Source organism: Micromonospora sp. NPDC000442, assembly GCF_042898635.1.
In the GTDB taxonomy this organism is placed as follows: Bacteria; Actinomycetota; Actinomycetes; order Mycobacteriales; family Micromonosporaceae; genus Micromonospora.
The window spans coordinates 40,975-65,683 of sequence record NZ_JBIAYZ010000016.1 but is presented as its reverse complement, the minus strand read 5'-3'; the positions used below and the strand labels follow the sequence as shown (position 1 = coordinate 65,683).

Below are 24,709 nucleotides of genomic sequence, written 5' to 3'. Positions count from 1 at the left end.
CACCGTCGGCGCCAGAGTGCGCGTACTCAGGTGCGGGTGTGCTCGAAGACCCAGGCGGCATACTCGGGATGGCCGCAGTCCACCCGCGTCACCAGGATTTCCGGCACCTCGTAGGGATGGTTGGCCCGCAGTTGCTCGACCAACGCGTCGACCCGGTCGGGCGCGGTCTTGAACTGCACCGACCACTCGGTGCTGGTCTCCACCCCCGACCGCCACCAGTACGTGCTGTCCACCTGGCCGCCCACCTGCGCGCAGGCCGCCAACCGCCCGGCCACCGCCGCGGCGGCCAGCAGATCGGCGACCGACCGCGCGTCGACCACCGTCGTCACCACGCTGATCTGCTCCACCTGCGCACCCTACGTCGCATCGTCGTGGTTGGTCGCGATCCACTCGTCTATCCGACTCCACCATTCGTAGAGCCAGTCGATGCGCTCCTGCCGACCGGTCGGCACCTCCTCCGGCGGCACCGACCAGAACCGCATCACCAGCCGCTTGTCCATCGGCAGTTCCCGCCACACGTCGGTGACGGTGAGCATCCGGTCCAGACCGGTGTGGGCCACGAAGATCACTCCGGCGTCGGGTGCCGCCTCCAGTGCCGCCAGCAGCCCACCCGGTTGTGGGGCGAGCACGTGTCGCATCGCCTCCGCCTTCAGCGCCATCCGCTCGTGGCCCCGGTCCCGCAGCCGCGCGATGGCCCGCTGCCGGCGTTTCGGGGTGAAGTTGCTGCCCTCGGGGAAGATCACGAAAGCGTCGTCCTCGTCCAACCCGGTGGCCAGATGCCCGACCTGCTCGGTCAGCGAGCCCCGGCCGTCGTGCCCCGGCGCGATGAACCGACTCGGCAGCCGGTTGAGCAGCACGTCGATCGCGGGATCCCACTGGAGGGTGTCCTTGAGGACGATCCGTGGCTCGCGCCGGAACCAGTTCACCAACGCGTGGATCAGGATGAACGAGTCCCCCGGACCGGCGTGCCGGCACAGCACCAGTTCCGGCCGGCCCGGCAGCGCGGTGTCCGGGTCGGTACCGACCACGTCGATGCGCAGCCGTAGCATCCACCGGGCCTGCCAGAAGAACACCCGCAGGAACCAGCCGGCCAGCACGTAGTGCGCCCGCTGGAAGGCCGGTGCGCGCACCCGCCAGCCGAACCCGGAGCCGATCCAGAGCCCGAAGAGGCTGAGCAGCGCCGCCGCGTCCCAGACCAGGTAGAAGCAGCCGAGCCAGAGCAGCCGCAGCGGACGCAGGTGCCCGGGGACGAACGGGGACACGGCGAGCGCGAGCAGGGCCCACAGCGGCACCGTGGTCACCAGCAGGATCGCCAGCAACACCACGCCGGGTGCCAGCAGCAGTCGGCGCAGCCAACGCGGCGGTAACGGCATCAGCGTTCCAGGTTGGCCAGGTAGTGCCGGGAGGCCGAGTAGGCCCGGCTGATCCGCCGGCCCACCGCCGCCATGTCCCGGTACGCCCACGGAGTGTCGTCACGCGGCTCCAGCCCGCCGGTCGGCAGCACGTGCACCTCCACCCCGTCGGGCAGGGCGGCCATCTCCCGGGCGAACCGGTGTCGGCGGGCGATCTCGAACGCGACCTGAGCGATCTCCCAGGGCCGCCGGGGCGGTGCCAGTGCCCGCTCGATCCGCCCCACCTGGAGTACGAAGATCCGGCCGGCGCCGGCGGCGACCGCCTCGCCGATCGGGATGGAGTTGACGATCCCACCGTCCACGTAGTGCTGGTCACCGATGCGGGCCGGCGGCAGCAGTCCCGGCACCGAGGCGGAGGCGAGGACGGCCGGCACCACCGGCCCGCTGACGAACCAGTGCTCGGCGGCCCGCTCGATGTTCGCCGCGCAGCAGCGGAACGGAATCTTCAGATCCGCGAAGGTGGTCTGGGCACCGAGTTCGTTCTCCAACAGCTTGCGCAACGGCCGGGGCGAGTGCAGATGGGTACGGGCGGCGAAGCGCCGCAACTGCCGGGCGACCGAGTCGCCGTACACCTCGCTGGCCTCCGGGGAAGCCCAGAGCCGTACCAGCCGGTCGGTCACCGCCTCGGACGGGTCGGCAGCCACCAGGGCGCCGTTGACCGCTCCGATGGAGGTGCCGAGCACCAGGTCGGGCCGGATCCCGGCCCGGAACAGGGCGCGCAACATGCCCACCTCGACCGCGCCCAGGACGCCCCCGCCACCGAGCACGAAAGCCACCGGTCCCCGCGCCATGCCGTTCATCCTGGCACGGCCGGCTCCGACGGTCCCGTCCCGGACGCCCCTGCGGCGTGGAACACCGCCGCGCCACGACCCCACCGGTCAGGTCGGCCCGGCCCGGGTCACATCGAGGCCCGTTGACAGGGGGGCAACATTCGCGCAACCTGATACCGCTCCCACCTATGAGGGCAGGTGCGATCCGTGAAGCCAGCGCTGCAGCCCGGCCGGTTGCTGGCCACCAGATACCGGCTGATCGACCAGATCGGCTCCGGCGGCATGTCGGTGATCTGGCGGGCCCACGACGAGGTACTCGACCGGGTGGTCGCACTGAAGGTGCTCGCCCCGTCACTGGCCGCCGACGCCAGGTTCCGCGACATGGTCCGCGAGGAGGCCCGAGCCGCAGCACAGCTGGTCCATCCGAACGTCACGTCGGTGCACGACTACGGCGAGACGGTGTCGCCGGACGGCGCCATCACCTCGTTCGTGGTAATGGAACTGCTCGCCGGTGAGGAGCTGGAGTTCCGGCTCACCGAGGGGCCACTGCCGTGGCCGCAGGCGGTGGAGATCGGCGCCCAGGTCGCCGACGCGCTGGCCGCCGCCCACCGGCTCGGCATCGTGCACCGGGACATCACCACGGCCAACGTGATGATGACGCAGGTCGGCGCGAAGGTGCTCGACTTCGGTATCGCCACCCGGATCGGCGCCCCCGACGACGATGAGGACGGTGCCACCTTCGGCACCCCCGCGTACGTGGCGCCGGAACGGCTCGACGGTGCTCCGGCCCAACCGGCGACCGACGTCTACTCGCTCGGGGTGCTGCTGCACGAGACCCTGACCGGCCGGGTCCCTTATCCGGCGGACACCTGGGACGAGCTCAGCGTCGCGCTCGCCGAGCGCCCACCCCCGTCGCTGGCCGGGGTGCCGGGGCTGCCAGCGACGGTGGCCGAGATCTGCCTGCGTTGCCTGTCGCGGGATCCCGCCGACCGCCCCACCGCCCGGCAGGTGGCCACCGTGCTGCGTGACCAGATGCTGCCCGCCGATCCGCAGGCCAACACGATGCTCGCGCCCACCGTCACGCTGCCCGCGATGGGACGGACCGACGCCGCCCCGGTCCCCGCCTGGGTTCCACCGACCGTCGGTCCCACCGCATTCCAGCCCGCCCTCACCGGCGTTGTCTCCGGCACGGTGGCGGGCACCTCGGTCGGCACCGACGGTGCCGCCGACCACGCCGCCGGACATCTGGATGGGCGCGACGCGCAGACCGGTACCGGGGTGGTCGACGATGACGGCTCCGCACCAGTCTCCGGGGCCGACCCGGGGCGGGGACGGCGGCTGCCGCGCCCGGCACCCGTCGCCGGTGAGGACGCCGGGCAGGGACGGCGGCTGCGACGCCCGCTGCTCGTCACGGCGGCCGTGGTCACGCTGATCGCTGCGGCGCTGGCGGTGCCGGCACTACTACCGGACGACGACACCGGACCGCCCGCCGTGCTACCCACGACCGGGCCGACCGCGACGTCCGAGCCGGCCCCGCCGGACGACAGCGCCAGCGTGCCGCCGACCCCCGCACCGTCGAGCACCTCGTCCACGCCGGCGGCGACAACGGGCGCACCGAACCCGCCACCGGGTGGCGACAGCCTCGTCGAGGCCGCGAACCGCCTGGACGAGGTGATCGACGCCGGCCTCGCCGACGGTGGCATCCGCGACGACGTCGGCATCGACCTGCGTAACGAGTTGCGCAACCTCACCCGGGCGGTGGCCGGTGGCGAGGGCGAGTTGGGGCCCGGCGTCGCCCGGCTCCGGGAGAAGGTCTCCATCCGGCTGCGTGAGGACGGGTTGAGCGCGGCGTACGCCCAGCAGCTGGACGCGGCGATCACCGCGCTCGGTGCCGCACAGGTCTGAGAGCGGGACCGGTCAGGCCGGGGTGACCCGCGCCGGCTCGCGTACCGCGGCACGCGGGGTCGCGGCGGCGAGGAAGCGGCGGTACACCTCCTCGTAGCCGACGGCCATCCGTTCTGTGGAGAAGGTCCGGGCCACATGTGCCACGCAGTCCTCCGGGTCGAGGTCGGCGGCCTGGCGCAGCGCCGCCGGCAACTCGTCCGGCCGCTGACAGATCAGCCCGCTCACCCCGGGACGGACCAGTTCCGGCACCGCTCCCCGGTTCAGCGCCACCACGGGCGTCCCGGTCGCCATCGCCTCCAACATCACGATGCCGAACGGCTCCTCCCACTGGATCGGCATGACCAGGCAGCGCGCCTCGACCAGCAGCGGCAGCACGGCCTTCCGGTCGGCGTCGAGCACCACCGTGACGTCCGGCCCGAGCATCGGGCGGATCACCTCGTCGTAGTAGCGCCGCTCGGCGGGCTCGTTGCACTTGCCGGCCAGCACCAGTGGCAGATCCGCCGCCCGGCAGGCGCGAATGGCCAGTTCCGGACCCTTGTCTGGGCTGAACCGGGCAAGCCACAACACCGGCCCCTGACTGGGGACGTCCTTGCGCGGAAAGTCGTCCAGGCTCATCGCGTTGTGCACGGTGCCGACCCAGGGCAGGTGCGGGTTCAATCCCCGCTGGGCGTGTGAGATGGCCACCAGGCCCACTCCCCGGTCGGTGTCGCTGAGCACCGTGCCGTACTCGCCCACCGGGTTGCCGTGCACGGTCGCCACCGTGGGCACCTCCCGCCGGCCGGCCACCAGCGGACCGATCGTGCTGTGGTCGTGCACGATGTCGAAGTCGGCCGCACTGAGCAGATGGTTGACCCGGGCCAGGTGGGCCAGTTCGGGCAGCGCCTCACCGAGACGGTCGAACTGCAACTCGTCGAGGGTGGCGAGGAAGTCGGCGGCGGTGCCGTGCGCCGCACCGGCCCCCATCAGTGTCACCGCGTGCCCCCGGGCGATCAGGGCGTCGACCAGGCCGGCGACCACCTGTTCCAGTCCGCCGTAGCCCGGCGGCGGTACCGAGAGCCACGGCGGCACGACCATGGCGATCCGCAGCCGCTGCTCACGCGCTAGGTTGTCGGCCACGTACCCTCCCCGTCGCTGTCCGCAGGCGTCGGCCCGGATCGGCTGCCGTGCTGAGATCGAGCGTCTTCCCGGTCCCGGCAGGGACAAACCGGGCCCCAAGTCGCCGATTCAGCCGCCTACTAGCAGTTGGTCCCGTACCATGCACACGCCCTCGGCCGACCACGCGATCCGTTCCGCCTGATCCCGCTCCCACCAGGACCGCACCACCCCGCTCAGGGTCACCGTGTCGTCGCGCACCTGGACGGTCACCCGTTCCGTGCCGATCCCCCGCATCAAGGCCCGTTGCACGTCACTGCGGATCCGGTCGCTGTCGGGCGGGGCCGCGGGCCGCACCTCGACCAGATTGGTGACACCGCGTACGCCCCGCAGCCGGCGCAGCTCCCGCTCGGCGATGCGCCGCTGCCAACCGAACTCCACCGCACCGCGCAGCATGAGCCAACCGTCGGCGACGGTGAGATCCAGCCGTTCGGCCGGTACGAAACTGTTCCACTCCAGCGCTCGGCTGGCCGCGATCGCCAGGTCGCCGTCGGTGATGTCGACCGGACCGGTGGGGCGTACCTCGATGTCGTCGGCGACCGCCCGCACCCCGCGTACCCGTTGGGCCCCGCGCACCGCCGCCCACCTGCGGGCGGCGCTGTCCACGCCGCCGGTGAGCGAAACCACCCCGTCGCGCACACTCACCCCGATGTCGGTCGAGCGCACCTGCGCCTCCCAGGCGAGTTCGTCGAGCACGTCGCGCTGGATCCGGTCATCGCTGTGGGCCACCGTCGCCGTGGTCATGGCACCCCCGTCCGCCTCCAGAGTCTTCTCCCCGAGGCTGCCGGCCCGTGGGGTGAACCCGGTTCACCCGGTCGGGGTGAACCGGGCCCGGAGCGGAGGAAGGGCGGCGGGTGCCGCGGCCAACCCCCTTGGCCACGCCACCCGCCGCCCCGGAGGGAGGAAGCAGGTCCTGTCTCGTTAGGACGCTTCGGCGAGCGTCACGGTTGCCGTCGCCTCGGCTCCATTTCGCTGGTACGTCACCTCGACCTGGTCACCAACCTTGCCGGCTTGGACGGCGGCCACCAGATCGTTGGAGTCGTTGATGACCTTGTCGCCGAACCGGGTGATCACGTCACCCTGTTGAAGCCCCGCCCGCTCGGCCGCGCTGCCCGGGTTCACCGCGCCGATCAGCGCGCCACCGTCGGGCGCCGCGTTCACGCTCACCCCGAGCGACGGATGGCTGATCTTCTCGCCCCGCTGGAGCTTCTCCGCGACGTCCTTGGCCTTGTTGCTAGGGATGGCGAAGCCCACGCCGATGTTGCCGGTGTTGCCCTGTCCCGCGGTGGCGATCGCGGTGTTGATGCCGATCACCTCGCCCCGGGTGTTGACAAGTGCGCCACCCGAGTTGCCCGGGTTGATCGGCGCGTCGGTCTGCAGCAGCCCCGAGATCGAGCTGACCCCCTGACCCGGGAGCTGCTGGCCCCCACCGGCCTGAATGGTGCGGTCCCGGGCGCTGAGGATCCCCGCGGTGACCGAGCCCTGTAGGCCGAGCGGACTGCCCAGTGCGAGCACCTGGTCACCGACCTGCATGGCGTCGCTGTCGCCGAGAGTGGCCGGTTGGAGATCGGTCAACCCGTTCGCCTTCAGCACCGCGAGGTCGGTCTTCGGGTCGGTACCGACGACCTCGGCCTGGGTGCTGGTGCCGTCCGCGAAGAAGACCCGGACCGTGTCGCCGCCCCCGGCGATCACGTGGTTGTTGGTCAACACGTAGCCGTCGGCACTGAGCACCACACCGGAGCCCTCACCACTACCGGTGCTGATGGACACGACGCTGTCCTGCACCGACGCGGCGATGCGCGGCAGGTCGGCGCCGTCGATCACGGGTGCGGCGTTGTAGGTGCGGGTGACCCCGCCACCGTCGCTCAGCGCGAGGGTGAGTGCGCCACCGGCGACGCCGCTGCCAAGCATCAGCGCGAACACCGCCACGCCGGCTCCGGCCAGCTTGGCGATCTTGCCAGCGCGGGGCCCGCTCGGCGGAGTGGGTGCCCACGGGGCCGGCTGCCCCGGGTAGCCGCCCGGCGTTCCGGTCTGCCCCGGGTAGCCGTCCGGCGTTCCGGTCTGCCCCGGGTAGCCGCCCGGCGTTCCCGCGGCCTGCCCCGGATACCCGGACTGGGCGGCGCCGGGCCCGGTCGGCTGGGCGCCGCTCCAGGCGGGCTGGCCGGGATACCACGGGTTTGCGGGGTAGCGGGCGCCCGGCTGGTGCGGGTGCTGGTACGGATGTTGGTGCTGGTGACCGCCGGTCGGCGCCCAGGTGGGCTGACCGGAAACCGGCTGTGCCGCCGGGGTCGAGCCGGCGGCGTCGGCCGGGACCGGCCGGCTCGGCGCGACGTCCGGGCCGGCCGAGGACGGGTCGACGGCCCGGACCGGTACGGTCGGCGCCTCGACCGTCGGGTCGGCGTCGGGACGGGCGGGGGACGGGGAGTCGGACCGCGCGTACTCGGCGCGGGACAGCTCGGGATGCGACGGCTCGGCGTCGGTAGGGGCCGGCCGGCGCGGGTCGGACTCGTACTCGGTCATGCCCCTACCTTCTCCCATCGCTCTGCGTCCCGCCTTGGGCTGAACTGAGGATTGGCTGAAAATCACTCGTCATCGATGTCGGTGGCCGGTGCGAGCGGCAGCCGTACCCGGAAGGTGGCACCGCCACCCGGCGTCCCGGTCACCTCGACCGCACCCTGGTGCACGGTCACCAGCGCGGCCACGATGGCCAGGCCGAGACCGGTGCCGGTGTTGCCGTCGGTCCGGCGGGTACGCGAGGCGTCCACCCGATAGAAGCGCTCGAAGACCCGCTCCGCCTGCTCGGCGGTGAGGCCCGGCCCGGTGTCGGCCACCTCGATCACCGCGAGGTTGCCGGGCTCGGCGCGCAGCCGCAACGTCACCGCCGCACCGGGCGGGGTGTGCCGCAGCGCGTTGGTCATCAGGTTGCCGATCACCTGCCGCAGCCGGGCGTCGTCGCCGCGTACCACCAGGGGCCCGGAGCCGGGCTCGATCTCCAGCTCGATCCGCCGGTCCGGCGCCATCGCGCGGGCAGCCGCCACCGCGTCCGCGGCCAGCACCGGCAGCTCCACCGGGGCGAGCGAGAGCGGTCGTTCGCGATCCAGCCGGGCCAGCAGCAGCAGGTCCTCCACCAGCAGGCCCATCCGGGCCGCCTCGTCCTCGATGCGGCGCAGCAGGTCGGAGGTCTGCTCCGGGGCGCGGGCCGCACCCTGGCGGTACAGCTCGGCGAAGCCCCGAATGGTGGTCAGCGGGGTACGCAGCTCGTGTGAGGCGTCCGCCACGAACTGGCGCATCCGTTCCTCGGAGCGGCGGGCCCGGGCCTCGGAGGCGCGGGCACCCTCGGCGGCCTCCCGGGCGGCCACCTCGGCGGCCCGGGCCGCGGACTCGGACGCCGCCCGGGCGGTGAAGGCCATCTCGATCTGACTGAGCATCGCGTTCAGGGCCCGGGAGAGCCGCCCCAACTCGGAGGTCGGGCAGGGCTGGCCGTCTTCGGGGTCGGGCACCCGTCGGCTGAGGTCCCCGCCGGCGATGGCGGCGGCGGTACGTTCGATCTCCACCAGCGGCTTGAGGCTGGTGCGGACGATCGCCGCCCCGATCGAGGCGAGCAGCACCAGCACCGCCCCACCGACCAGCAGGTCGATCCAGATGAGCCGCTTGACCGCCTGATCCACGTCGGTCAGGTGCTGCGCGATCGCCGTCCACTGACCGTTGGGCAGCTCGGTGTACAGCACTCGCCAGCGCATGTCGCTGGCCCGCGCCCGGGCGGGGAACGGTTTACCGGCCGCCTGTTCGAAGCCGGCGGCGTTCTCCGGCCAGGGCGGTAGGTCGTTGACGTCGAACCGCTTGGTGTCGAAGTAGACCCAGGAGACCGCACCGGACCGGCTGTCGGTGAAGACCACCAGGTAGTCGGTGGGCAGGTCGGTACCGAACCGCTCGGCGCCGGCCACCGCTTCGAGGTTGTCGGCCGCGGTCGTCAGTTCCGCGTCCACCTGGTCGACCAGGTAGCTACGGAGAAAGATCGTGGTCAGCGAGGCGATCACCAGCAGCGCGGCGGCGACCAGGGTCAGCACGGCCGCGACCAGCTTGACCCGCAGCGGTACCGCGCGGAGCCGGAGCTTGCCCTGCTGTAGGGCGTTCACGCCGCCGGCTTGCGCAGGACGTACCCGACGCCGCGCAGGGTGTGGATCAGCCGGGGATCGGTCGTGTCGACCTTGCGGCGCAGGTACGAGATGTACGACTCGACGATGTTGTCGTCGCCCCGGAAGTCGTAGTTCCACACGTGGTCGAGGATCTGCGCCTTGGACAGCACCCGGTTGGCGTTGAGCATCAGGTAGCGCAGCAGTTTGAACTCGGTCGGCGAGAGCTGCACCCGCTGACCGGCCCGGTAGACCTCGTGGGTCTCCTCGTCCAGCTCCAGGTCGGCGAAGGTGAGCCGGGCGGGTGCCTGCTCGCCGGTGCTGGTGCGGCGCAGCACCGCCCGGATCCGGGCGGTCAGCTCCTCCAGGCTGAACGGCTTGGTCACGTAATCGTCGCCGCCCAGGGTGAGCCCGCGGATCTTGTCGTCGGTGGCGTCGCGGGCGGTGAGGAAGACCACCGGCGTACGCGTGCCGCCCTCGCGCATCATCCGGATCACCTCGAACCCGTCGAGGTCCGGCAGCATCACGTCGAGCACCACGAGGTCGGGGCGATGGTCCCGGGCCGCGCTCAGCGCGGCGCTGCCGCTGGTGGCGGTGGCCACGTCGAATCCCGCGAAGCGCAGGCTCGCGGAGAGCAGCTCGAGGATGTTGGGATCGTCCTCGACGACGAGCAGTCGCGCCTCGGTCTGGGTAGCGGCCATGCCGCCATCATCCGCGCAGACGCTGCGCCTCCGCTGGGCGGATCCTGGAAAAACCCTGTGAGCGGCGGGTGTCGCTGCTCCAGCGACCGGGCCACCGCGTCACCCGGCATCGACGGTCAGGCGGCCAGGGGCAACTCCCGCGCCGGCTCCCCGGCCAGCGAGCCCTCCGCCACCCCGGCGGCGGACGTGTCGACCGGAGAGGGGCTCGGTACCGGTAGCAGTGTCGCTCCCGGCCGCGCCGGCACGCGCACCGACTGCCCGGGCACCGCTGCCACCGACGTCGGCTGCGCGGTCGGCGTCGACGGTACGAGGTGCACCGCCGATTCGGCGACCCGGGCCAGCGCCCGCCGATCGGCGGATCGTCCCGGGTGCAGCGGCGCGGCGATCTCGACGCGGACCGTCAGCCTCCGGACCGCGAGCATCCGCCGCACCGACCGCACCAGGGTCTCGTCGCCGACGAAGGCCGGTGCCGTGGTGGTCTCGCCGGTCACCCCGCAGCGGTAACCGATTCGCAGTGGTACGACGGGAGCACCGGCGTCGATCGCGGCCTGGAACATCGCCGGCCGGAAACCGGTCGACGGACGGCAGGTGGCTGCCGCACCGCACCAGGTGGTGCCCTCCGGGAACACCGCGACCGAGCGGCCCGACTGCAACGCCGAGGCGACCCGGCCTACCGTCGCGGGCAGCGCACGAGGACGGGCGCGGTCCACGAAGACGGTGCCGCCCGCGCGGGCGAGCAGGCCGATCAGTGGCCACCGCCGGACCTCCTGCTTGGCCACCAGCCGGGCCGGCGCCACCGCGAGCAGCGCCAGGACGTCCCACCAGGAGACGTGGTTGGCGACCAGCAGGGCCCGCCGCCGAGGCAACCGCCCGCGCACTTCGAGGCGTACGCCGCAGGCGCGGGCCGTGGACCGGGCCCAACCGCGCAGCGCGGCCTGACGTTCCCGGGTCGGCAGCGCCGGGAGCAGGGCCGCCAGCCCGACGCCGAGCCCGAGCATGCCGAGCAGGCCGGCGGCGCGACCCAGTTGTCGAACCGCCGAGACGGCAGGAGCATCACCGGGACCGGGCAGGCAGTCCGGACCGCAGCCGGAACTGGGCCGCCACAGCGGGTTCACGGCTGCCCACCGAGGAAGTGCCGCAGGTAACGCGGGTTGATCCGATCCATGGAGAGCAGCACGTAGAAGTCGGCCACCCCGAAGTCCGGGTCGTACGCCGGCTCCCCGCAGACCTGGGCGCCGAGCCGCAGGTAGCCGCGCAGCAGCGGCGGGACCAGCCGGGCCGATCCGGCGACGGTCTCGGTCGGCACGCCCGGTTCGGCGAACCAGGGTCGCAGCGGCCGGACCCGCAGCGGCGGCGGTGACAGGTGCTTCGCCCGCGCCTGGGCCCAGACCTCGGCGGCGGCAAGGCCACCGTCGGTCACCGGCACGGAGGCGCACCCGCCGAGCCAACGCAGCCCGCGCAGGTGCAGGTAGCGGGCGATGCCCGCCCACATCAGGTTGATCACCGCTCCGCTGCGGTGCGCGGGGTGCACGCACGAGCGGCCGGCCTCGACAAGCTGGGTATTCAACGGGTCGAGCGCGGTCAGGTCGAACTCGCCCTCGGCGTAGCGGCGGTTGGTGCGCCCCGGCGGCAGCAGCCGGTACGTACCGACCACCTCGCCGGTGCTCTCCTGGCGCACCACCAGGTGGTCGCAGTACGGGTCGAAGATGTCGCGGTCGAGGCCCGCCGCGTCGGTGGACACGGTGGCGCCCAACTCGCCGGCGAACACCTGATGACGCAGGCGTTGCGCGGCCTCGACCTGGCTGGGGTTGTCGGCGATCGAGAGGGTGTAGCCGCTGGTCGTCAGTGCGACGTCCACGGCTGGCAGAACGGCCATGCCCTCTGTGTAGCGCCCGGTCGGTTGCCAGCCATGGTGACCAGCGGTGTCGATCCGGTGAACGCCGGTCGGCGACCGGTGGCCGACCCGCCACTGCGGCCGTCAGCGGGGGCGTGCGAGGCTGGCTGCCGGTGTTCTGGCGACGAAGCCGGGCAGCGGGGCGGAGGGGGCTTGATGATCATCGAGGGACGCTTCAATGGGCCGCCCGGCTCGGGCAACGGCGGTTGGAGCGCCGGGGTCTTCGCCGCCGCGTACGGCGGGGACGGTCCGGTCGAGGTCACCCTGCGCCGACCGCCGCCGCTGGACACCCCGCTGACGCTCGTCGACGCGCAGGTGCGCGACCCGACCGGCGAGGTGATCGCACAGTTGCGCCCGGCGGGCGATCTCGGCGAGGCCGTCCCGCCGGTGGACCTGGCGACCGCCCGGGCCGCCTCCGCGGCGTACCCGGGGCTGGTGGAGCACCCGTTCCCCGGCTGCTACGTCTGTGGCCCGGAGCGCGCCGACGGCCTGCGGATCTTTCCGGGTCTACTGCCGGACGGCCGGACGGCCGCGCCGGTGCGGGCACCCCGCCAGGTCGAGGACGCCACGGTCTGGGCGGCCCTGGACTGCCCCGGCGGCTGGGCGGTGATCGGTGCCGGCCGCCCGTACGTGCTCGGCCGGATCACGGCCCGGATCGAGACGCTGCCCCGTCCGGGCGACGATTGCGTGGTGACCGGTGCGTTGATCGGCACCGAGGGCCGCAAGGCGTTCGTGCACACCAGCCTCTACACCCCGGACGGCCGCCCACTCGGCCACGCCCGGGCGACCTGGATCGCCGTGTAGGCACGGCGGTCGATCGGCTCGTACCTGGGGATGAGACGGCTCATGCCTGAGGCGGACCACGATTTCCCGAACGAGCCCGATTGAATTGCTTGACCATTAACGTCACGCTGTGCAACGGCGCACCCCGGCGCCGACACGGGAGGAGAACGATGACCGACGGGCAACCAAGCCCCACCAACGACGCACAGATCGTGGTTTCCGGTCTGACCAAGCGGTACCGCAACGTGCTCGCGGTCAACAACCTGTCGTTCACGGTCGAACCGGGTCGGGTCACCGGCTTCCTCGGCCCGAACGGTGCGGGTAAGACCACCACCCTGCGCATGCTGCTGAACCTGGTCACCCCGACCGCCGGAGGGGCGACCATCGGCGGTCAGCGGTATCCGGATCTGGCCGACCCGCTGCGGCACGTCGGCGCGGTTCTGGAGGCGTCCAGCGCACACAAGGGCCGTACCGGCATCAACCACCTGCGGGTGATCTGCGCGGCGGCCGGGCTGCCGAAGGAGCGGGCCGACCAGGCGTTGGACCTGGTCGGGCTGACCCCGGCGGCCAAGCGCAAGTTCAAGGGTTACTCGCTGGGCATGAAGCAGCGGCTCGGCATCGCCGCAGCGATGCTCGGCGACCCGCGGGTGCTGATCCTCGACGAGCCGGCCAACGGTCTGGACCCGGAGGGCATCCGGTGGATGCGCGGGTTCCTCAAGGGCCTGGCCGCCGAGGGCCGCACCGTGCTCGTCTCCAGCCACCTGCTCTCGGAGATGCAGTTGCTGGCCGACGACGTGGTGATCATCGCGGCCGGGCAGCTGGTCCGGCAGGGCCCCGTGGAACAGGTGATCGGGTCGATGGCGCAGGGCGTCCGGGTCCGGGTCCGCACCCCGCAGGCCGACGCGCTGACCGCCGCGCTGAAGGACGGGCCGGCCACGGTGGAGAACGACGGGCAGGGTGCCCTCCTGATCGGCGGGGTCGACGCTCCGACGGTGGGCCGGGCGGCCCTAGCCGCCGGGGTGGAACTGCACGAACTGACCACTGAACGACCCGATCTGGAACGCGTGTTCCTGGAACTGACGGCCGGAAAGGCGGGCATCCGATGAGCAACCTTGTCCGCTCCGAACTGCTCAAGATCCGTACGACCAGCACCTGGTGGTGGCTGGCCATCGGGGCGTTCCTGTCGATCGCCCTGGCCTTCGCCTTCAACGCCTGGCTGGCCAGCGAGACCCTCAGTGGCGGTGGCGAGGAGTTCGGCTACACCGGCGACGCCGCCTCCGCGCCCGCCCAGGCCGCGAACCTCTACACCTCGGGGCAGTACCTGGGCCTGATGTTCGTGATGCTCATCGGCATCCTCATGGTCACCAACGAGTTCTTCCACCAGACCGCGACCACGACGTTCCTGGCCACCCCGCGACGCACCTCGGTGATCGCCAGCAAGCTCGTCGCGGCCAGCCTGCTCGGCTTCGCGTTCTGGCTGGTGACCACGCTTATCGACCTCGCCGCCGGTGCGACGTTCCTGTCGCTGAACGACTACGGCACGCAGCTCGGCGAGTGGGAGGTCCAGCGGGCCCTGCTGCTCAACCTGATGGCGTACGCGATCTGGACCGTGCTCGGCGTGGGCATCGGCACGCTGATCACCAACCAGTTGGGCGCGGTGATCACCGCCTCGGTGCTCTACCTGATCGGTACCCAGGTGGTGGGCCTGCTCTTCCTGCTGCTGGCCAACGTGCTGGACAACATGGCCGTGATCAAGTGGCAGGTGGTCTGGCCGGCCGCCGCCTCCCAGATCATGATCACGCCAGGCGAGAACGAGATGCTGCCCGCCTGGTGGGTCGGTGCGCTCGTGCTGGTGGGCTACGCCGTGGTCAGCGGCGTCGCCGGAATCCTCATCACCCGGCGCCGCGACATCTCCTGACACCCGGGCGGCCCGACTCGGGTCGCCTCCGCCCCGACGGGCCCGGTACACCGGTGGACAGCCGGCGTACCGGGCCCGTCGGCCATAGCAGCGATCAAGGGAATACGCAGCGCTAACCGAACTTCTGGCATCTTCTGTGAATCCGACCACGCGACGGAGGCGGAAATGCCCCGGGGTTCGCTACGGCGTAGCCTGGAACCGTCCTGTGCGTCCGTCCCGGCGCATCGGGCACCGCGTGACACACAAACCCGCGTGAAAGAGGCGATTACCGGCCGTGTCGACCCAGCAGACTTCGCAGGAGAACCCACTGGCGGGTTTCGGCCCGAACGAGTGGATCGTCGAGGAGATGTACCAGCGCTACCTCGCCGATCCCAGCAGCGTCGACCCGGCCTGGCACGACTTCTTCGCCGACTACCGGCCCGGCCAGAGCACAGCGGGCACCGGTGACGGCCGGCCGGCCACCACCGCCGCGGCCAAGGACGCCACCCCGGCCAGGACCGAGGCGGCCCCGAAGAGCGAACCGGCGGCCAAGGCCGAGCCGGCGGGCAAGGGGGAACGCCGCACCACGACGGCGACGTCGAAGCCGGCGCCCGCTGCGTCGAAGCCGACCACCGCGAAGCCGGCCGCCACCAAGGCGGAGCCGACGAAGAGCCAGCCGACCCGGACCGCGCCCACCGCCAACGGGCCACAGACCACGCCGCTGCGCGGAGTGGCTGCCAAGATCGTCCAGAACATGGACGCGTCGCTGGCCGTACCGACCGCCACCAGCGTCCGAGCCGTGCCGGCAAAGCTCCTGGTCGACAACCGCATCGTGATCAACAATCACCTCGCCCGGGGGCGCGGCGGCAAGGTCAGCTTCACCCACCTGATCGGCTACGCCCTGGTGCGGGCACTGGTCGCGCACCCCGAGATGAACAACTCCTTCGCCGAGGTCGACGGCAAGCCGGTGATGGTCCGCCCCGAGCACGTCAACCTGGGCATCGCCATCGACCTGACCAAGCCCGACGGCAGCCGCAACCTGGTGGTTCCCTCCATCAAGGCCTGCGAGCAGATGGACTTCCGGCAGTTCTGGCAGGCGTACGAGGACGTCGTCCGGCGTGCCCGCCGCAACGAGCTGACCATGGAGGACTACTCCGGCACCACGATCTCGCTCACCAACCCCGGCGGCATCGGCACGGTGCACTCCATGCCGCGGCTGATGCAGGGCCAGAGCGCGATCATCGGGGTCGGCGCCATGGAGTACCCGGCGCCGTACCAGGGCATGAGCGAGGCCACCCTGGCCGAGCTGGCGGTCAGCAAGGTCATCACGCTGACCAGCACGTACGACCACCGGATCATCCAGGGCGCGCAGTCCGGCGAGTTCCTCAAGGTCATGCACGAGCTGATGCTCGGCGAGCACGGCTTCTACGACCAGATCTTCACCTCGCTGCGGATCCCCTACGAGCCGGTGCGCTGGATGCGCGACGTGGCGGTCGACAGCGAGGGTCAGATCAACAAGACCGCCCGGGTCCACGAGCTGATCCACTCCTACCGGGTGCGTGGCCACCTGATGGCCGACACCGACCCGCTGGAGTTCAAGATCCGTAAGCATCCGGATCTGGACGTCCTCCAGCACGGGCTGACCCTGTGGGACCTGGACCGCACCTTCCCGGTCAACGGCTTCGCCGGCCGGCAGCGGATGAAGCTGCGGGAGATCCTCGGCGTACTGCGCGACTCGTACTGCCGCCGGGTCGGCATCGAGTACATGCACATCCAGGATCCGGCCGAGCGTCGCTGGATCCAGGAGCGGGTCGAGCGCAAGTACGAGAAGCCGCCGGCCGGCGAGCAGAAGCACGTGCTCAACCGGCTCAACGCGGCCGAGGCGTTCGAGACCTTCCTACAGACCAAGTACGTCGGCCAGAAGCGCTTCTCGTTGGAGGGCGGCGAGTCGCTCATCCCGCTGCTCGGTGAGGTGCTGGAGGCCTCCGCCGAGGGCGGGCTGGACGAGGTGGTCATCGGCATGGCCCACCGGGGCCGGCTCAACGTGCTTGCCAACATCGTCGGCAAGCCGTACGAGAAGATCTTCTCCGAGTTCGAGGGGCACCTGGACCCACGCTCCACCCAGGGCTCGGGCGACGTGAAGTACCACCTGGGCCAGAACGGCAAGTTCACCACCCCCGACGGCGACCACGCCGTGAAGGTCTCGGTGGTGGCGAACCCGTCGCACCTGGAGGCCGTCGACCCGGTGCTGGAAGGGATCGTCCGGGCCAAGCAGGACCGCATCGACCTCAAGCTGGAGGGCTACACCGTGCTGCCGCTGGCGGTGCACGGCGACGCTGCCTTCGCCGGCCAGGGCGTGGTGGCTGAGACGCTCAACCTCTCCCAGCTACGTGGTTACCGCACCGGCGGGACGGTCCACGTGGTGGTCAACAACCAGGTCGGCTTCACCACCGCCCCGGAGTACAGCCGCTCCAGCCTCTACAGCACCGACGTGGCCCGGATGATCCAGGCCCCGATCTTCCACGTCAACGGCGACGACCCGGAGGCCGTGGTCCGGGTCGCCCGGCTCGCCTTCGAGTACCGCCAGGCGTTCAACAAGGACGTCGTCATCGACCTGGTCTGCTACCGGCGGCGCGGGCACAACGAGGGCGACGACCCCTCGATGTCCAACCCCCAGATGTACCGGATCATCGACTCGAAGCGCTCGGTCCGCAAGCTCTACACCGAGGAGCTGATCGGGCGGGGTGACATCACCGTGGAAGACGCCGAGGAGTTGCTGCGCGACTACCAGGCACAGTTGGAGCGGGTCTTCAAGGCCACCCGCGACGCGGCCAGCACGCCACGCCAGCTGAGCCGCCCGCCCCGGCAGGACGAGCCCGAGCCGCAGGTGGAGACCGCGACCGAGGCGTCGGTCATCAAGGCCATCGGTGCGGCGCACGTCAACCTGCCCGACGGCTTCACCCCGCACAAGCGGATCCAACAGCTGCTCGACCGGCGGGCCCGGATGGCCGTCGAGGGCAACATCGACTGGGGCTTCGGCGAGATCATCGCCCTCGGTGCGCTGCTGCACGACGGGGTCACCGTGCGGCTCGCCGGGCAGGACTCGCGTCGCGGCACCTTCGTGCAGCGGCACGCCTCGATCGTCGATGCGGAGACCGGCGACGACTACCTGCCGCTGAAGTCGCTCACCGCCGACGGCGAGCGCTCCCGGTTCTTCGTGCACGACTCGCTGTTGAGCGAGTACGCGGCGATGGGCTTCGAGTACGGCTACTCGGTGGAGAACGTCGACGCGCTGGTCTGCTGGGAGGCGCAGTTCGGCGACTTCGTCAACGGGGCCCAGACGGTGATCGACGAGTTCATCTCCTCCGGCGAGGTGAAGTGGGGCCAGCGCTCCGCGGTCACCCTGCTGCTGCCGCACGGCCACGAGGGTCAGGGGCCGGACCACACCTCCGGTCGCCCGGAGCGCTTCCTTCAGCTCTGCGCCGAGGACAACATGCGGGTGGCGAACCCGACCACCCCGGCGAACTACTTCCACCTGCTGCGCCGCCAGGCCCTCTCGCCCAAGCGCAAGCCGCTTGTGGTGTTCACGCCGAAGTCGCTGCTGCGGCACAAGCTCTGCGTCTCCTCGGTCGAGGACTTCACCACCGGCACCTTCTCCCCGGTGCTGGCCGACCCGGCGGCCGGCAACCCCGAGCGGGTCAAGCGGGTGCTGCTCTGCTCGGGCAAGGTCTACTACGACCTGTTCCAGGCCCGGCAGGAGCGCGGCATCACCAACACGGCGATCATCCGGCTGGAGCAGCTCTACCCGATGCCGGTGGAGGAGATCCGGGCCGCGCTCGCGCAGTTCCCGAACGCGGAGGACTTCGCCTGGGTGCAGGAGGAGCCGGCCAACCAGGGCTCCTGGTCGTTCGTCGCACTCAACCTGCTGGAGCACCTCGACGGTGTCCGGCTGCGCCGCATCTCCCGTCCGGCCGCCGCGGCTCCGGCCGTCGGGTCGGCGAAGATGCACGAGGTCGAGCAGAACGCGCTGATCGAGGCGGCACTTCCCCGCCCCTGACGAGAACTGACCCGGTCCCGTCCCGCCCACTGGTGGGGCGGGACCGGCCGGCTTCACCGGGTTCCGGTGAGGAAGCGAGCAGATCCATGTACTTCACCGACCGGGGCATCGAGGAACTGGTCGAGCGGCGCGGCGACGAGCAGGTCAGCCTGGAGTGGCTGGGTGCCCGGCTGCGTGACTTCGTCGACGCGAACCCGGAGTTCGAGGTTCCGATCGAGCGGCTCGCCACCTGGCTGGCCCGGCTCGACGACGAAGACGACGACTGATCACCGTGCCACCACGCCGGACGGCCCGGGTGGCCGGGTCCGAGGACCTACGCGGGAACAACCCTGATCTTGTAGCGTGAGTGCCGTGGCCCGGAGCGTTTACCTGACCAGTGTCGGCTCGGGCGGGGGGAAGTCGACAATCGCCCTCGGCCTCGCCGAGTTGTTGTCCCGGCAGGTCGGCGGGATCGGCGTGTTCCGTCCGCTGGTCGCGCAGGATCGCCCCGATCCGATCCTCACCCTGCTCAGCGAGCGTTACCGGGTGGGGTTACCGGTGGCAGACCTGAACGGCACCACGTACGCCGAGGCCACCGCCCTGGTCGCCGACGGTCGTCGGGAGGAGCTGATCTCCCGGATCGTCGAGCGCTACCGGGACGTGGAACGGCGGTTCGCGGCGATGGTCGTGGTCGGCAGTGACTTCGCTGCCGCCGGTGACACCGCCGGCCCGCGCGAGCTGGCCTTCAACGCCCGGCTGGCCACGGAGTTCGGCAGCGTCGTGGTACCGGTGGTCGACGGGTACGGGCAGCAGCCGTCGGCGATCGCCGCCGCCGCCCGGGGCGCCTACCACGACCTCGCCGACCTCGGCGCGACCGTACTCGCGGTGCTGGCCAACCGGGTCCCCGGGGCGATGGCGCTGCCCCGGCTGCCGGTCCCCGCGTACGCCATCCCGGAGGTGCCGAGCGTCTCCGCGCCGACGGTGGCGGAGGTGGCGGGGGCGCTGGGCGCCACGCTGCTGGCCGGTGACGAGACCGCGCTCGCCCGCGACGTGCTCGACTACGTCGTCGGTGCGGCCCACGTGCCGACCCTGCTGGAGCACCTGACCGAGGGCGCGCTGCTGATCATGCCGGGTGACCGGGACGACCTGCTGGTGGCGGCGAGCGCCGCGCACGTCGCCGGTCAGGTGTCGCTGGCCGGGTTGGTGCTCACCCTCGGCGTGCCGCCCGACCCCCGGGCGATGCGCCTGGTGGAGGCGCTGAACGCCCGGCTCGCGGTGCTCTCGGTGACCAGCGACAGCTACCACACGGTGGCCGCGTCGAGCCGGATCGAGGGCCGACCCAGCGCCGGAAACCCCCGGAAGGTGGAGGCCGCGCTCGGTGCCTTCGAGGCGCACGTGGACACCGTCGAGCTGGCTGGCCGGCTACGCGTCAGCCGGTCCGCGCGGGTCACCCCGTTGATGTTCGAGTACGACCTGATCGACCGGGCCCGGGCCCGACGTCGGCACCTGGTCCTGCCGGAGGGGACCGAGGAGCGGATCCTGCGCGCCACCGAGATCCTGTTACGCCGGGGGGTGGCCGATCTGACCCTGCTCGGCCGGCCCGAGGAGGTCGCCCGGCGGGCCCGGGAGTTGGGAGTGGACATCGGCGAGGCCCGGGTGGCGGACCCGGCGAGCAGCCCGTGGCGCGACGAGTTCGCCGAGGCGTACGCGAAGTTGCGCGCACACCGGGGGGTCACCGCCGAACTGGCGCACGACATCGTCGCTCAACCCAACTACTTCGGCACCATGATGGTGTGGGCGGGCCACGCTGACGGCATGGTTTCCGGTGCCACGCACACCACGGCGGCGACCATCCGGCCGGCCTTCGAGATCGTCAAGACGATGCCGGAGGTCTCCGTTGCCTCCAGCGTCTTCTTCATGCTGCTCGCCGACCGGGTGCTGGTCTACGGCGACTGCGCGGTCAACCGCGATCCGGACGCCGCCCAACTCGCCGACATCGCCATCAGCTCGGCGGACACCGCAGCCCGGTTCGGCATCGAGCCCCGGGTGGCGATGCTGTCGTACTCGACCGGCAGTTCGGGCGCGGGCGAGGACGTGGAGAAGGTCGCGGCGGCCACCGCGCTGGTCCGCAAGCGCCGACCCGAACTGGCCGTCGAGGGCCCGATCCAGTACGACGCGGCCATCGACCCGGCCGTGGCCGCCACCAAGTTGCCGGGCAGCGCGGTCGCCGGCCGCGCGACGGTCTTCATCTTCCCCGACCTGAACACCGGCAACAACACGTACAAGGCGGTGCAGCGCTCCGCCGGAGCGGTGGCCGTCGGGCCGGTCATGCAGGGCCTGCGCCGGCCGGTAAACGACCTGTCCCGGGGGGCAACCGTGCCGGACATCGTCAACACCGTGGCGATCACCGCCATCCAGGCCGCCGCGCTCGCCGAGGTGCACCCGTGAGCAAGGTGCTGGTGCTCAACAGCGGATCATCGTCGATCAAGTACCGGCTGTACGACGGCGACCGCGTGCTGGACAAGGGCACCGTCGAACGGATCGGTGAGCCGGGCGGTGGGCCGAGCGACCACACCGGTGCGATCCGGCAGATCCTGGACGGACTGGACCTGACCGGCCTCGCCGCCGTGGGGCACCGGGTGGTGCACGGCGGCCTGCGGTTCACCGCACCGACGCTTGTCGACGACGAGGTGCTGGCCGCCATCACCGACCTGGTGCCGCTGGCGCCCCTGCACAACCCGGCGAACCTCGCCGGCATCGAGGTGGCCCGCGAGGCCCTGCCCGGGGTGCCGCAGGTAGCGGTCTTCGACACCGCATTCCACCACACGCTGCCCGACTCCGCCGCCACGTACGCGATCGACCGCGAGGTCGCCCAGCGGTACGGGATCCGGCGGTACGGCTTCCACGGCACCTCCCACGCGTACGTGTCCCGGCGCACGGCGGAACTGCTGGACCGCCCGTACGAGGAGATCAACACCATCACGCTGCACCTGGGCAACGGCGCCAGCGCGTGTGCGGTGGCCGGCGGACGAAGCGTCGCCACCTCGATGGGCATGTCGCCGCTGGAGGGCCTGGTGATGGGCACCCGCAGTGGTGACCTCGATCCGACGATCGTGTTCCACCTGCGCCGCGAGGGCGGACTGGGCGTCGACGAGATCGATGACCTGCTCAACCACCGCAGCGGCCTGCTCGGGCTGAGCGGGGTCAACGACGTACGCGAGCTGCTCGCCCACCGGGCGGCCGGCGACGAGGCCGCAGCGCTCGCCTTCGACGTCTACTGCCGCCGGATCACCGGCTACGTGGGGGCGTACTACGCGCTGCTCGGTCGGGTGGACGCGGTCACCTTCACCGCCGGGGTCGGCGAGCACGCGGCACCGGTACGCGCGGCGGCGCTGGCCGGGCTGGACCGGCTCGGCATCACGGTCGACCCGGACCGCAACGCGGGCAGCGGCGACCGGCTCGTCTCGCCGGACGGCGCGGAGGTAGCCGTCTGCGTCATCGGTACCGACGAGGAGCGGGAGATCGCCCGCGCCGCCCGGGCCGTGGTCACGGGCGGCAGCTGACACCCATCGGGCACGGCGCCGTCCTACTGGCGACCGTCGCCGCAGTCTTCGCCTTCGGACCGTCGGCGCACGCCGACCAGCCGGTGGGCCGGCCGATCAGCCGAAGGCGAGCCAGGTGGCGAGAGCGAGCAGCACCGCGGCGACCACGGCCGCCCCGATGATCAAACCGGTACGCGACGCCGCCTCCGCCGGGGCGGCGTCCGTGTTGGCGAAGGCACGGAACGCCTCGGTGTTGCCGCTCGGGTCGGTGTAGTTCTCAGCCATGCCGGGAACCTTAGCGAAACCCGTCCAGCCGCCATGCCCTGAACCACCCACGATCTTGCATTTCTTGTCTCGACAATCATCATCAAAACCGACATTCCCGTGACCAAAAGTGCAAGATCGACGCGACCGGGACGGCGGTTTCGGAGATCGGTGCGGGCACAATCGGAGCCATGTCCCGTCGTGCCGCTCCCGCTCTGGTCGCCATCACCCTCTTCGTCAGCGCCCTGGTCGGGTGTTCCGCCGACCGTGAGCCCGCCGAGCGGGTGGATGTGCCCACGCCGCAGGCCACCGCCTCCGTTGCGCCACCGGTCTCGCCGGCGGCCCCTGCCGGCAGCGCCCCGGAAGACACCTTCGCGCTCGGCGTACGGCAGCTGAAGCTGAACCGCGACGGCGACCGGCCGCTGCCGGTGACCGTCTGGTACCCGGCGGCCGGCCGGGCCGGCGGGGAGCCGGCCAGCGGTGCCGACGCCGCCGACGGGAAGTTCCCCGTGATCATGTTCAGCCACGGCCTGGGCGGCCGTCCCGACGACTACGAGTCGCTGTTGACCCGGTGGGCCTCGGCCGGTTTCGTGGTGGCCGCGCCGACCTTCCCGAAGACCTCCCGAGGTGGCGGCGAGAACAACGTGCTGGATGTGCTCAACCAGCCGGCCGACGTGTCGTACGCGCTGACCCGGGTGCTCGCCCTCGACGCCCGGGACGGTGATCCGCTACGCGGCCGGCTGGCCACCGACCGGGTGGCCGCGGCCGGTCACTCGGCGGGTGCGGTGACCACCATCGGGCTGTTCACCGCCGGCCGCGACGAGCGACTGGCCGCCGGAGTCGTCTTCGCCGGCACCGCCCTCGGGGTGGGCACCGCGTTCGCCGGTGCCGCCGCGCCGCAGCTGTTCGTGCACGGCCAGGCCGACGAGGTGGTGCAGTACGCCGCCGGCAAGGCCGTGTACGACAAGGTGCCGTGGCCGAAGGCGATGCTGAGCCTGCCCGACGGCGACCACGGCCGTGCCCTGCTGCGCGGCGAGGGGGCCGCGCTGCGGGTGGTCGCCGACACCACCACCGAGTTCCTGCGCTGGACGCTCTACGGCGACGCCGAAGCCAAGAAGCGCATCCCCACCGCCGCCTCCCGCGACGACATCGCCACCCTGGACGACAACCTGTAAGCGACCGCCTCACCCGGCTGGCGTGGCGGCAGCCTCCGTCGACGGCACGGATCCGGGCGGTCCGGATGCTCACGCGGCGTGGTCGACGACCACCTTGCCGAAGACGTCACCGGAGTGCAGCCGGGCGAAAGCGTCGCCGACGCGGCTGAACGGCACCACGCTGTCGATCACCGGACGCACCCCCCGCTCGGCGCAGAACGTCAGCAGGGCGGCCAACTCGTCCGGCGTGCCCATCGAGGTGCCCAGGATCTCCAACTGCATGGCGAAGACCCGGCGCAGGTTGACAGTCGGCTCGTGGCCGGCGGTCGCGCCGGAGACCACGATCCGGGCACCCAGGGCGGCCGACTTCATGGAGTGGTCGAAGGTGGCCGCACCGACCGTCTCGATCACCAGGTCGACCCGCTCGGGCAGCCGCGCGCCCGGTTCCACGGCGGTCGCGCCCAGCTCGGCGATGCGTTCGCGCTTGGCGGCGTCGCGGCTGGTCGCGTACACCCGCTTGCCGAGCGCGACGGCCAGCGCGACGGCTGCGGTGGCCACGCCGCCGCCGGCGCCCTGGACCAGGATGGCCTCGGCGTCGTCGACCCGACCCTTCGTGGTGAGCATCCGCCAGGCCGTCAACCAGGCCGTCGGCAGGCACGCGGCGTCGGCCGCCGCCAGCCCCGCCGGCAGCGGCAGCAGGTTCGACCGGGGTACGGCCACCCGCTCCGCCAGCGTGCCGGGGAAGTGCTCGGAGAGGATGGACATCCCGCGTGGGTCCCCCGGTGTCGGCACGACGGGGTACACGACCACCTCGTTGCCGTCCGGGTCCACTCCGGCCGCGTCACAGCCGAGGATCATCGGCAGTTGTTCGGCGCGGAGCCCGACGCCGCGGAGGGACCACAGGTCGTGGTGGTTGAGCGAACTGGCCGTGACGCGCAGCGTCACCCAGTCGTCGTCGGGCAGGCTCGGCTCGGGCTGCTCACCGACGGTGAGCGCCGCGAGCGGGTCGGCGTCGTCGAAACGGGAGGCGAAGGCGGCACGCATGATCCGCACCGTAACAAGCTGA

At 71.8% G+C, this 24,709-nt stretch carries 21 protein-coding genes; 9 read left to right on the top strand and 12 right to left on the bottom strand.

What is annotated here, in order from left to right:
- Positions 1-26 precede the first annotated feature (26 nt).
- From cutA to ACFY2A_RS23160, 3 genes are read right to left on the bottom strand one after another with little or no spacing between them, the layout of a single operon-like run.
- Entirely contained in the window at positions 27-347 is a 321-nt protein-coding gene (cutA, locus tag ACFY2A_RS23170) for a divalent-cation tolerance protein CutA (RefSeq protein WP_387174502.1), read from the bottom strand.
- Between the two features lie 9 nt (positions 348-356).
- On the bottom strand, positions 357-1,373 hold the full coding sequence (locus ACFY2A_RS23165; protein ID WP_387174500.1) for a 1-acyl-sn-glycerol-3-phosphate acyltransferase: 1,017 nt from the start codon (positions 1,371-1,373) through the stop codon (positions 357-359).
- Complete coding sequence (locus tag ACFY2A_RS23160; RefSeq protein ID WP_093405517.1) at positions 1,373-2,203, bottom strand: patatin-like phospholipase family protein; 831 nt, start codon at positions 2,201-2,203, stop codon at positions 1,373-1,375. The genes ACFY2A_RS23165 and ACFY2A_RS23160 overlap by 1 nt, the downstream gene beginning before the upstream one ends.
- Before the next feature lie 186 nt (positions 2,204-2,389).
- Here ACFY2A_RS23160 and ACFY2A_RS23155 point away from each other — a divergent pair, with 186 nt between their 5' ends.
- Positions 2,390-4,087 carry a protein kinase gene (locus tag ACFY2A_RS23155; protein ID WP_387174498.1) on the top strand — a complete coding sequence of 566 codons (1,698 nt, stop codon included), beginning with the start codon at positions 2,390-2,392 and terminating at the stop codon, positions 4,085-4,087.
- A gap of 12 nt (positions 4,088-4,099) precedes the next feature.
- Here the strand turns inward: ACFY2A_RS23155 and ACFY2A_RS23150 are convergent, their stop codons facing one another.
- From ACFY2A_RS23150 to ACFY2A_RS23120, 7 genes are all read right to left on the bottom strand, one after another.
- The gene (locus ACFY2A_RS23150; RefSeq protein ID WP_387174597.1) at positions 4,100-5,161 is read right to left on the bottom strand and encodes a glycosyltransferase family 4 protein; all 1,062 of its coding nucleotides are present in this window, start codon (positions 5,159-5,161) and stop codon (positions 4,100-4,102) included.
- Positions 5,162-5,311: 150 nt separating this feature from the next.
- Positions 5,312-5,983 carry a BON domain-containing protein gene (locus ACFY2A_RS23145; protein WP_387174496.1) on the bottom strand — a complete coding sequence of 224 codons (672 nt, stop codon included), beginning with the start codon at positions 5,981-5,983 and terminating at the stop codon, positions 5,312-5,314.
- 177 nt (positions 5,984-6,160) lie between these two features.
- Positions 6,161-7,759, bottom strand: a complete 1,599-nt coding sequence (locus tag ACFY2A_RS23140; RefSeq protein ID WP_387174494.1) for a trypsin-like peptidase domain-containing protein — start codon at positions 7,757-7,759, stop codon at positions 6,161-6,163.
- Positions 7,760-7,821: 62 nt separating this feature from the next.
- Positions 7,822-9,375: an ATP-binding protein gene (locus ACFY2A_RS23135; protein WP_363922829.1), complete on the bottom strand. Its 1,554-nt coding sequence runs from the start codon at positions 9,373-9,375 to the stop codon at positions 7,822-7,824.
- On the bottom strand, positions 9,372-10,073 hold the full coding sequence (locus tag ACFY2A_RS23130; protein WP_099853003.1) for a response regulator transcription factor: 702 nt from the start codon (positions 10,071-10,073) through the stop codon (positions 9,372-9,374). Before ACFY2A_RS23130 ends, ACFY2A_RS23135 begins: the two co-directional genes overlap by 4 nt.
- A gap of 116 nt (positions 10,074-10,189) precedes the next feature.
- On the bottom strand, positions 10,190-11,188 hold the full coding sequence (locus ACFY2A_RS23125) for a lysophospholipid acyltransferase family protein (protein ID WP_387174492.1): 999 nt from the start codon (positions 11,186-11,188) through the stop codon (positions 10,190-10,192).
- Positions 11,185-11,949, bottom strand: coding sequence for a GNAT family N-acetyltransferase (locus ACFY2A_RS23120; protein WP_387174490.1), 765 nt, complete (start codon positions 11,947-11,949; stop codon positions 11,185-11,187). The genes ACFY2A_RS23125 and ACFY2A_RS23120 overlap by 4 nt, the downstream gene beginning before the upstream one ends.
- Positions 11,950-12,123: 174 nt before the next feature.
- Between ACFY2A_RS23120 and ACFY2A_RS23115 the strand changes: the two genes are divergently transcribed.
- The 7 genes from ACFY2A_RS23115 to ACFY2A_RS23085 all read left to right on the top strand — a co-directional run bounded on the left by ACFY2A_RS23115 (position 12,124) and on the right by ACFY2A_RS23085 (position 22,246).
- A complete protein-coding gene (locus tag ACFY2A_RS23115; protein ID WP_387174488.1) occupies positions 12,124-12,771 on the top strand; it encodes a hypothetical protein in 648 nt (215 codons plus the stop codon).
- A gap of 149 nt (positions 12,772-12,920) precedes the next feature.
- Complete coding sequence (locus ACFY2A_RS23110) at positions 12,921-13,856, top strand: ABC transporter ATP-binding protein (protein ID WP_387174486.1); 936 nt, start codon at positions 12,921-12,923, stop codon at positions 13,854-13,856.
- Positions 13,853-14,668 (top strand): ABC transporter permease, encoded by an 816-nt coding sequence (locus ACFY2A_RS23105; RefSeq protein WP_387174484.1) that lies wholly within the window; start codon positions 13,853-13,855, stop codon positions 14,666-14,668. Before ACFY2A_RS23110 ends, ACFY2A_RS23105 begins: the two co-directional genes overlap by 4 nt.
- Positions 14,669-14,942: 274 nt before the next feature.
- On the top strand, positions 14,943-18,704 hold the full coding sequence (locus tag ACFY2A_RS23100; RefSeq protein ID WP_387174482.1) for a multifunctional oxoglutarate decarboxylase/oxoglutarate dehydrogenase thiamine pyrophosphate-binding subunit/dihydrolipoyllysine-residue succinyltransferase subunit: 3,762 nt from the start codon (positions 14,943-14,945) through the stop codon (positions 18,702-18,704).
- Between the two features lie 86 nt (positions 18,705-18,790).
- Positions 18,791-18,970: a DUF6104 family protein gene (locus tag ACFY2A_RS23095; RefSeq protein ID WP_363922814.1), complete on the top strand. Its 180-nt coding sequence runs from the start codon at positions 18,791-18,793 to the stop codon at positions 18,968-18,970.
- Between the two features lie 76 nt (positions 18,971-19,046).
- Positions 19,047-21,131, top strand: a complete 2,085-nt coding sequence (pta, locus tag ACFY2A_RS23090; RefSeq protein WP_387174480.1) for a phosphate acetyltransferase — start codon at positions 19,047-19,049, stop codon at positions 21,129-21,131.
- Positions 21,128-22,246: an acetate/propionate family kinase gene (locus tag ACFY2A_RS23085; RefSeq protein WP_387174478.1), complete on the top strand. Its 1,119-nt coding sequence runs from the start codon at positions 21,128-21,130 to the stop codon at positions 22,244-22,246. The genes pta and ACFY2A_RS23085 overlap by 4 nt, the downstream gene beginning before the upstream one ends.
- A gap of 96 nt (positions 22,247-22,342) precedes the next feature.
- Here the strand turns inward: ACFY2A_RS23085 and ACFY2A_RS23080 are convergent, their stop codons facing one another.
- Positions 22,343-22,510, bottom strand: coding sequence for a hypothetical protein (locus ACFY2A_RS23080; protein ID WP_363922808.1), 168 nt, complete (start codon positions 22,508-22,510; stop codon positions 22,343-22,345).
- A 170-nt stretch (positions 22,511-22,680) separates the two neighbouring features.
- Between ACFY2A_RS23080 and ACFY2A_RS23075 the strand changes: the two genes are divergently transcribed.
- Positions 22,681-23,664, top strand: coding sequence for an alpha/beta hydrolase family protein (locus ACFY2A_RS23075; RefSeq protein WP_387174476.1), 984 nt, complete (start codon positions 22,681-22,683; stop codon positions 23,662-23,664).
- A 69-nt stretch (positions 23,665-23,733) separates the two neighbouring features.
- Here the strand turns inward: ACFY2A_RS23075 and ACFY2A_RS23070 are convergent, their stop codons facing one another.
- Positions 23,734-24,696 carry a zinc-binding dehydrogenase gene (locus tag ACFY2A_RS23070; protein ID WP_387174474.1) on the bottom strand — a complete coding sequence of 321 codons (963 nt, stop codon included), beginning with the start codon at positions 24,694-24,696 and terminating at the stop codon, positions 23,734-23,736.
- Positions 24,697-24,709: the final 13 nt, after the last annotated feature.

Bases quoted from the DNA above. Each gene is read 5' to 3' on its own strand.
- ACFY2A_RS23140 (WP_387174494.1), bottom strand. From the start codon at position 7,759: ATGACCGAGTACGAGTCCGACCCGCGCCGGCCGGCCCCTACCGACGCC.
- ACFY2A_RS23165 (WP_387174500.1), bottom strand. From the start codon at position 1,373: ATGCCGTTACCGCCGCGTTGGCTGCGCCGACTGCTGCTGGCACCCGGC.
- ACFY2A_RS23095 (WP_363922814.1), top strand. From the start codon at position 18,791: ATGTACTTCACCGACCGGGGCATCGAGGAACTGGTCGAGCGGCGCGGC.
- ACFY2A_RS23105 (WP_387174484.1), top strand. From the start codon at position 13,853: ATGAGCAACCTTGTCCGCTCCGAACTGCTCAAGATCCGTACGACCAGC.
- ACFY2A_RS23130 (WP_099853003.1), bottom strand. From the start codon at position 10,073: ATGGCCGCTACCCAGACCGAGGCGCGACTGCTCGTCGTCGAGGACGAT.
- ACFY2A_RS23120 (WP_387174490.1), bottom strand. From the start codon at position 11,949: ATGGCCGTTCTGCCAGCCGTGGACGTCGCACTGACGACCAGCGGCTAC.
- ACFY2A_RS23075 (WP_387174476.1), top strand. From the start codon at position 22,681: ATGTCCCGTCGTGCCGCTCCCGCTCTGGTCGCCATCACCCTCTTCGTC.
- ACFY2A_RS23160 (WP_093405517.1), bottom strand. From the start codon at position 2,203: ATGGCGCGGGGACCGGTGGCTTTCGTGCTCGGTGGCGGGGGCGTCCTG.
- ACFY2A_RS23150 (WP_387174597.1), bottom strand. From the start codon at position 5,161: ATGGTCGTGCCGCCGTGGCTCTCGGTACCGCCGCCGGGCTACGGCGGA.
- ACFY2A_RS23110 (WP_387174486.1), top strand. From the start codon at position 12,921: ATGACCGACGGGCAACCAAGCCCCACCAACGACGCACAGATCGTGGTT.
- ACFY2A_RS23080 (WP_363922808.1), bottom strand. From the start codon at position 22,510: ATGGCTGAGAACTACACCGACCCGAGCGGCAACACCGAGGCGTTCCGT.
- ACFY2A_RS23115 (WP_387174488.1), top strand. From the start codon at position 12,124: ATGATCATCGAGGGACGCTTCAATGGGCCGCCCGGCTCGGGCAACGGC.
- ACFY2A_RS23145 (WP_387174496.1), bottom strand. From the start codon at position 5,983: ATGACCACGGCGACGGTGGCCCACAGCGATGACCGGATCCAGCGCGAC.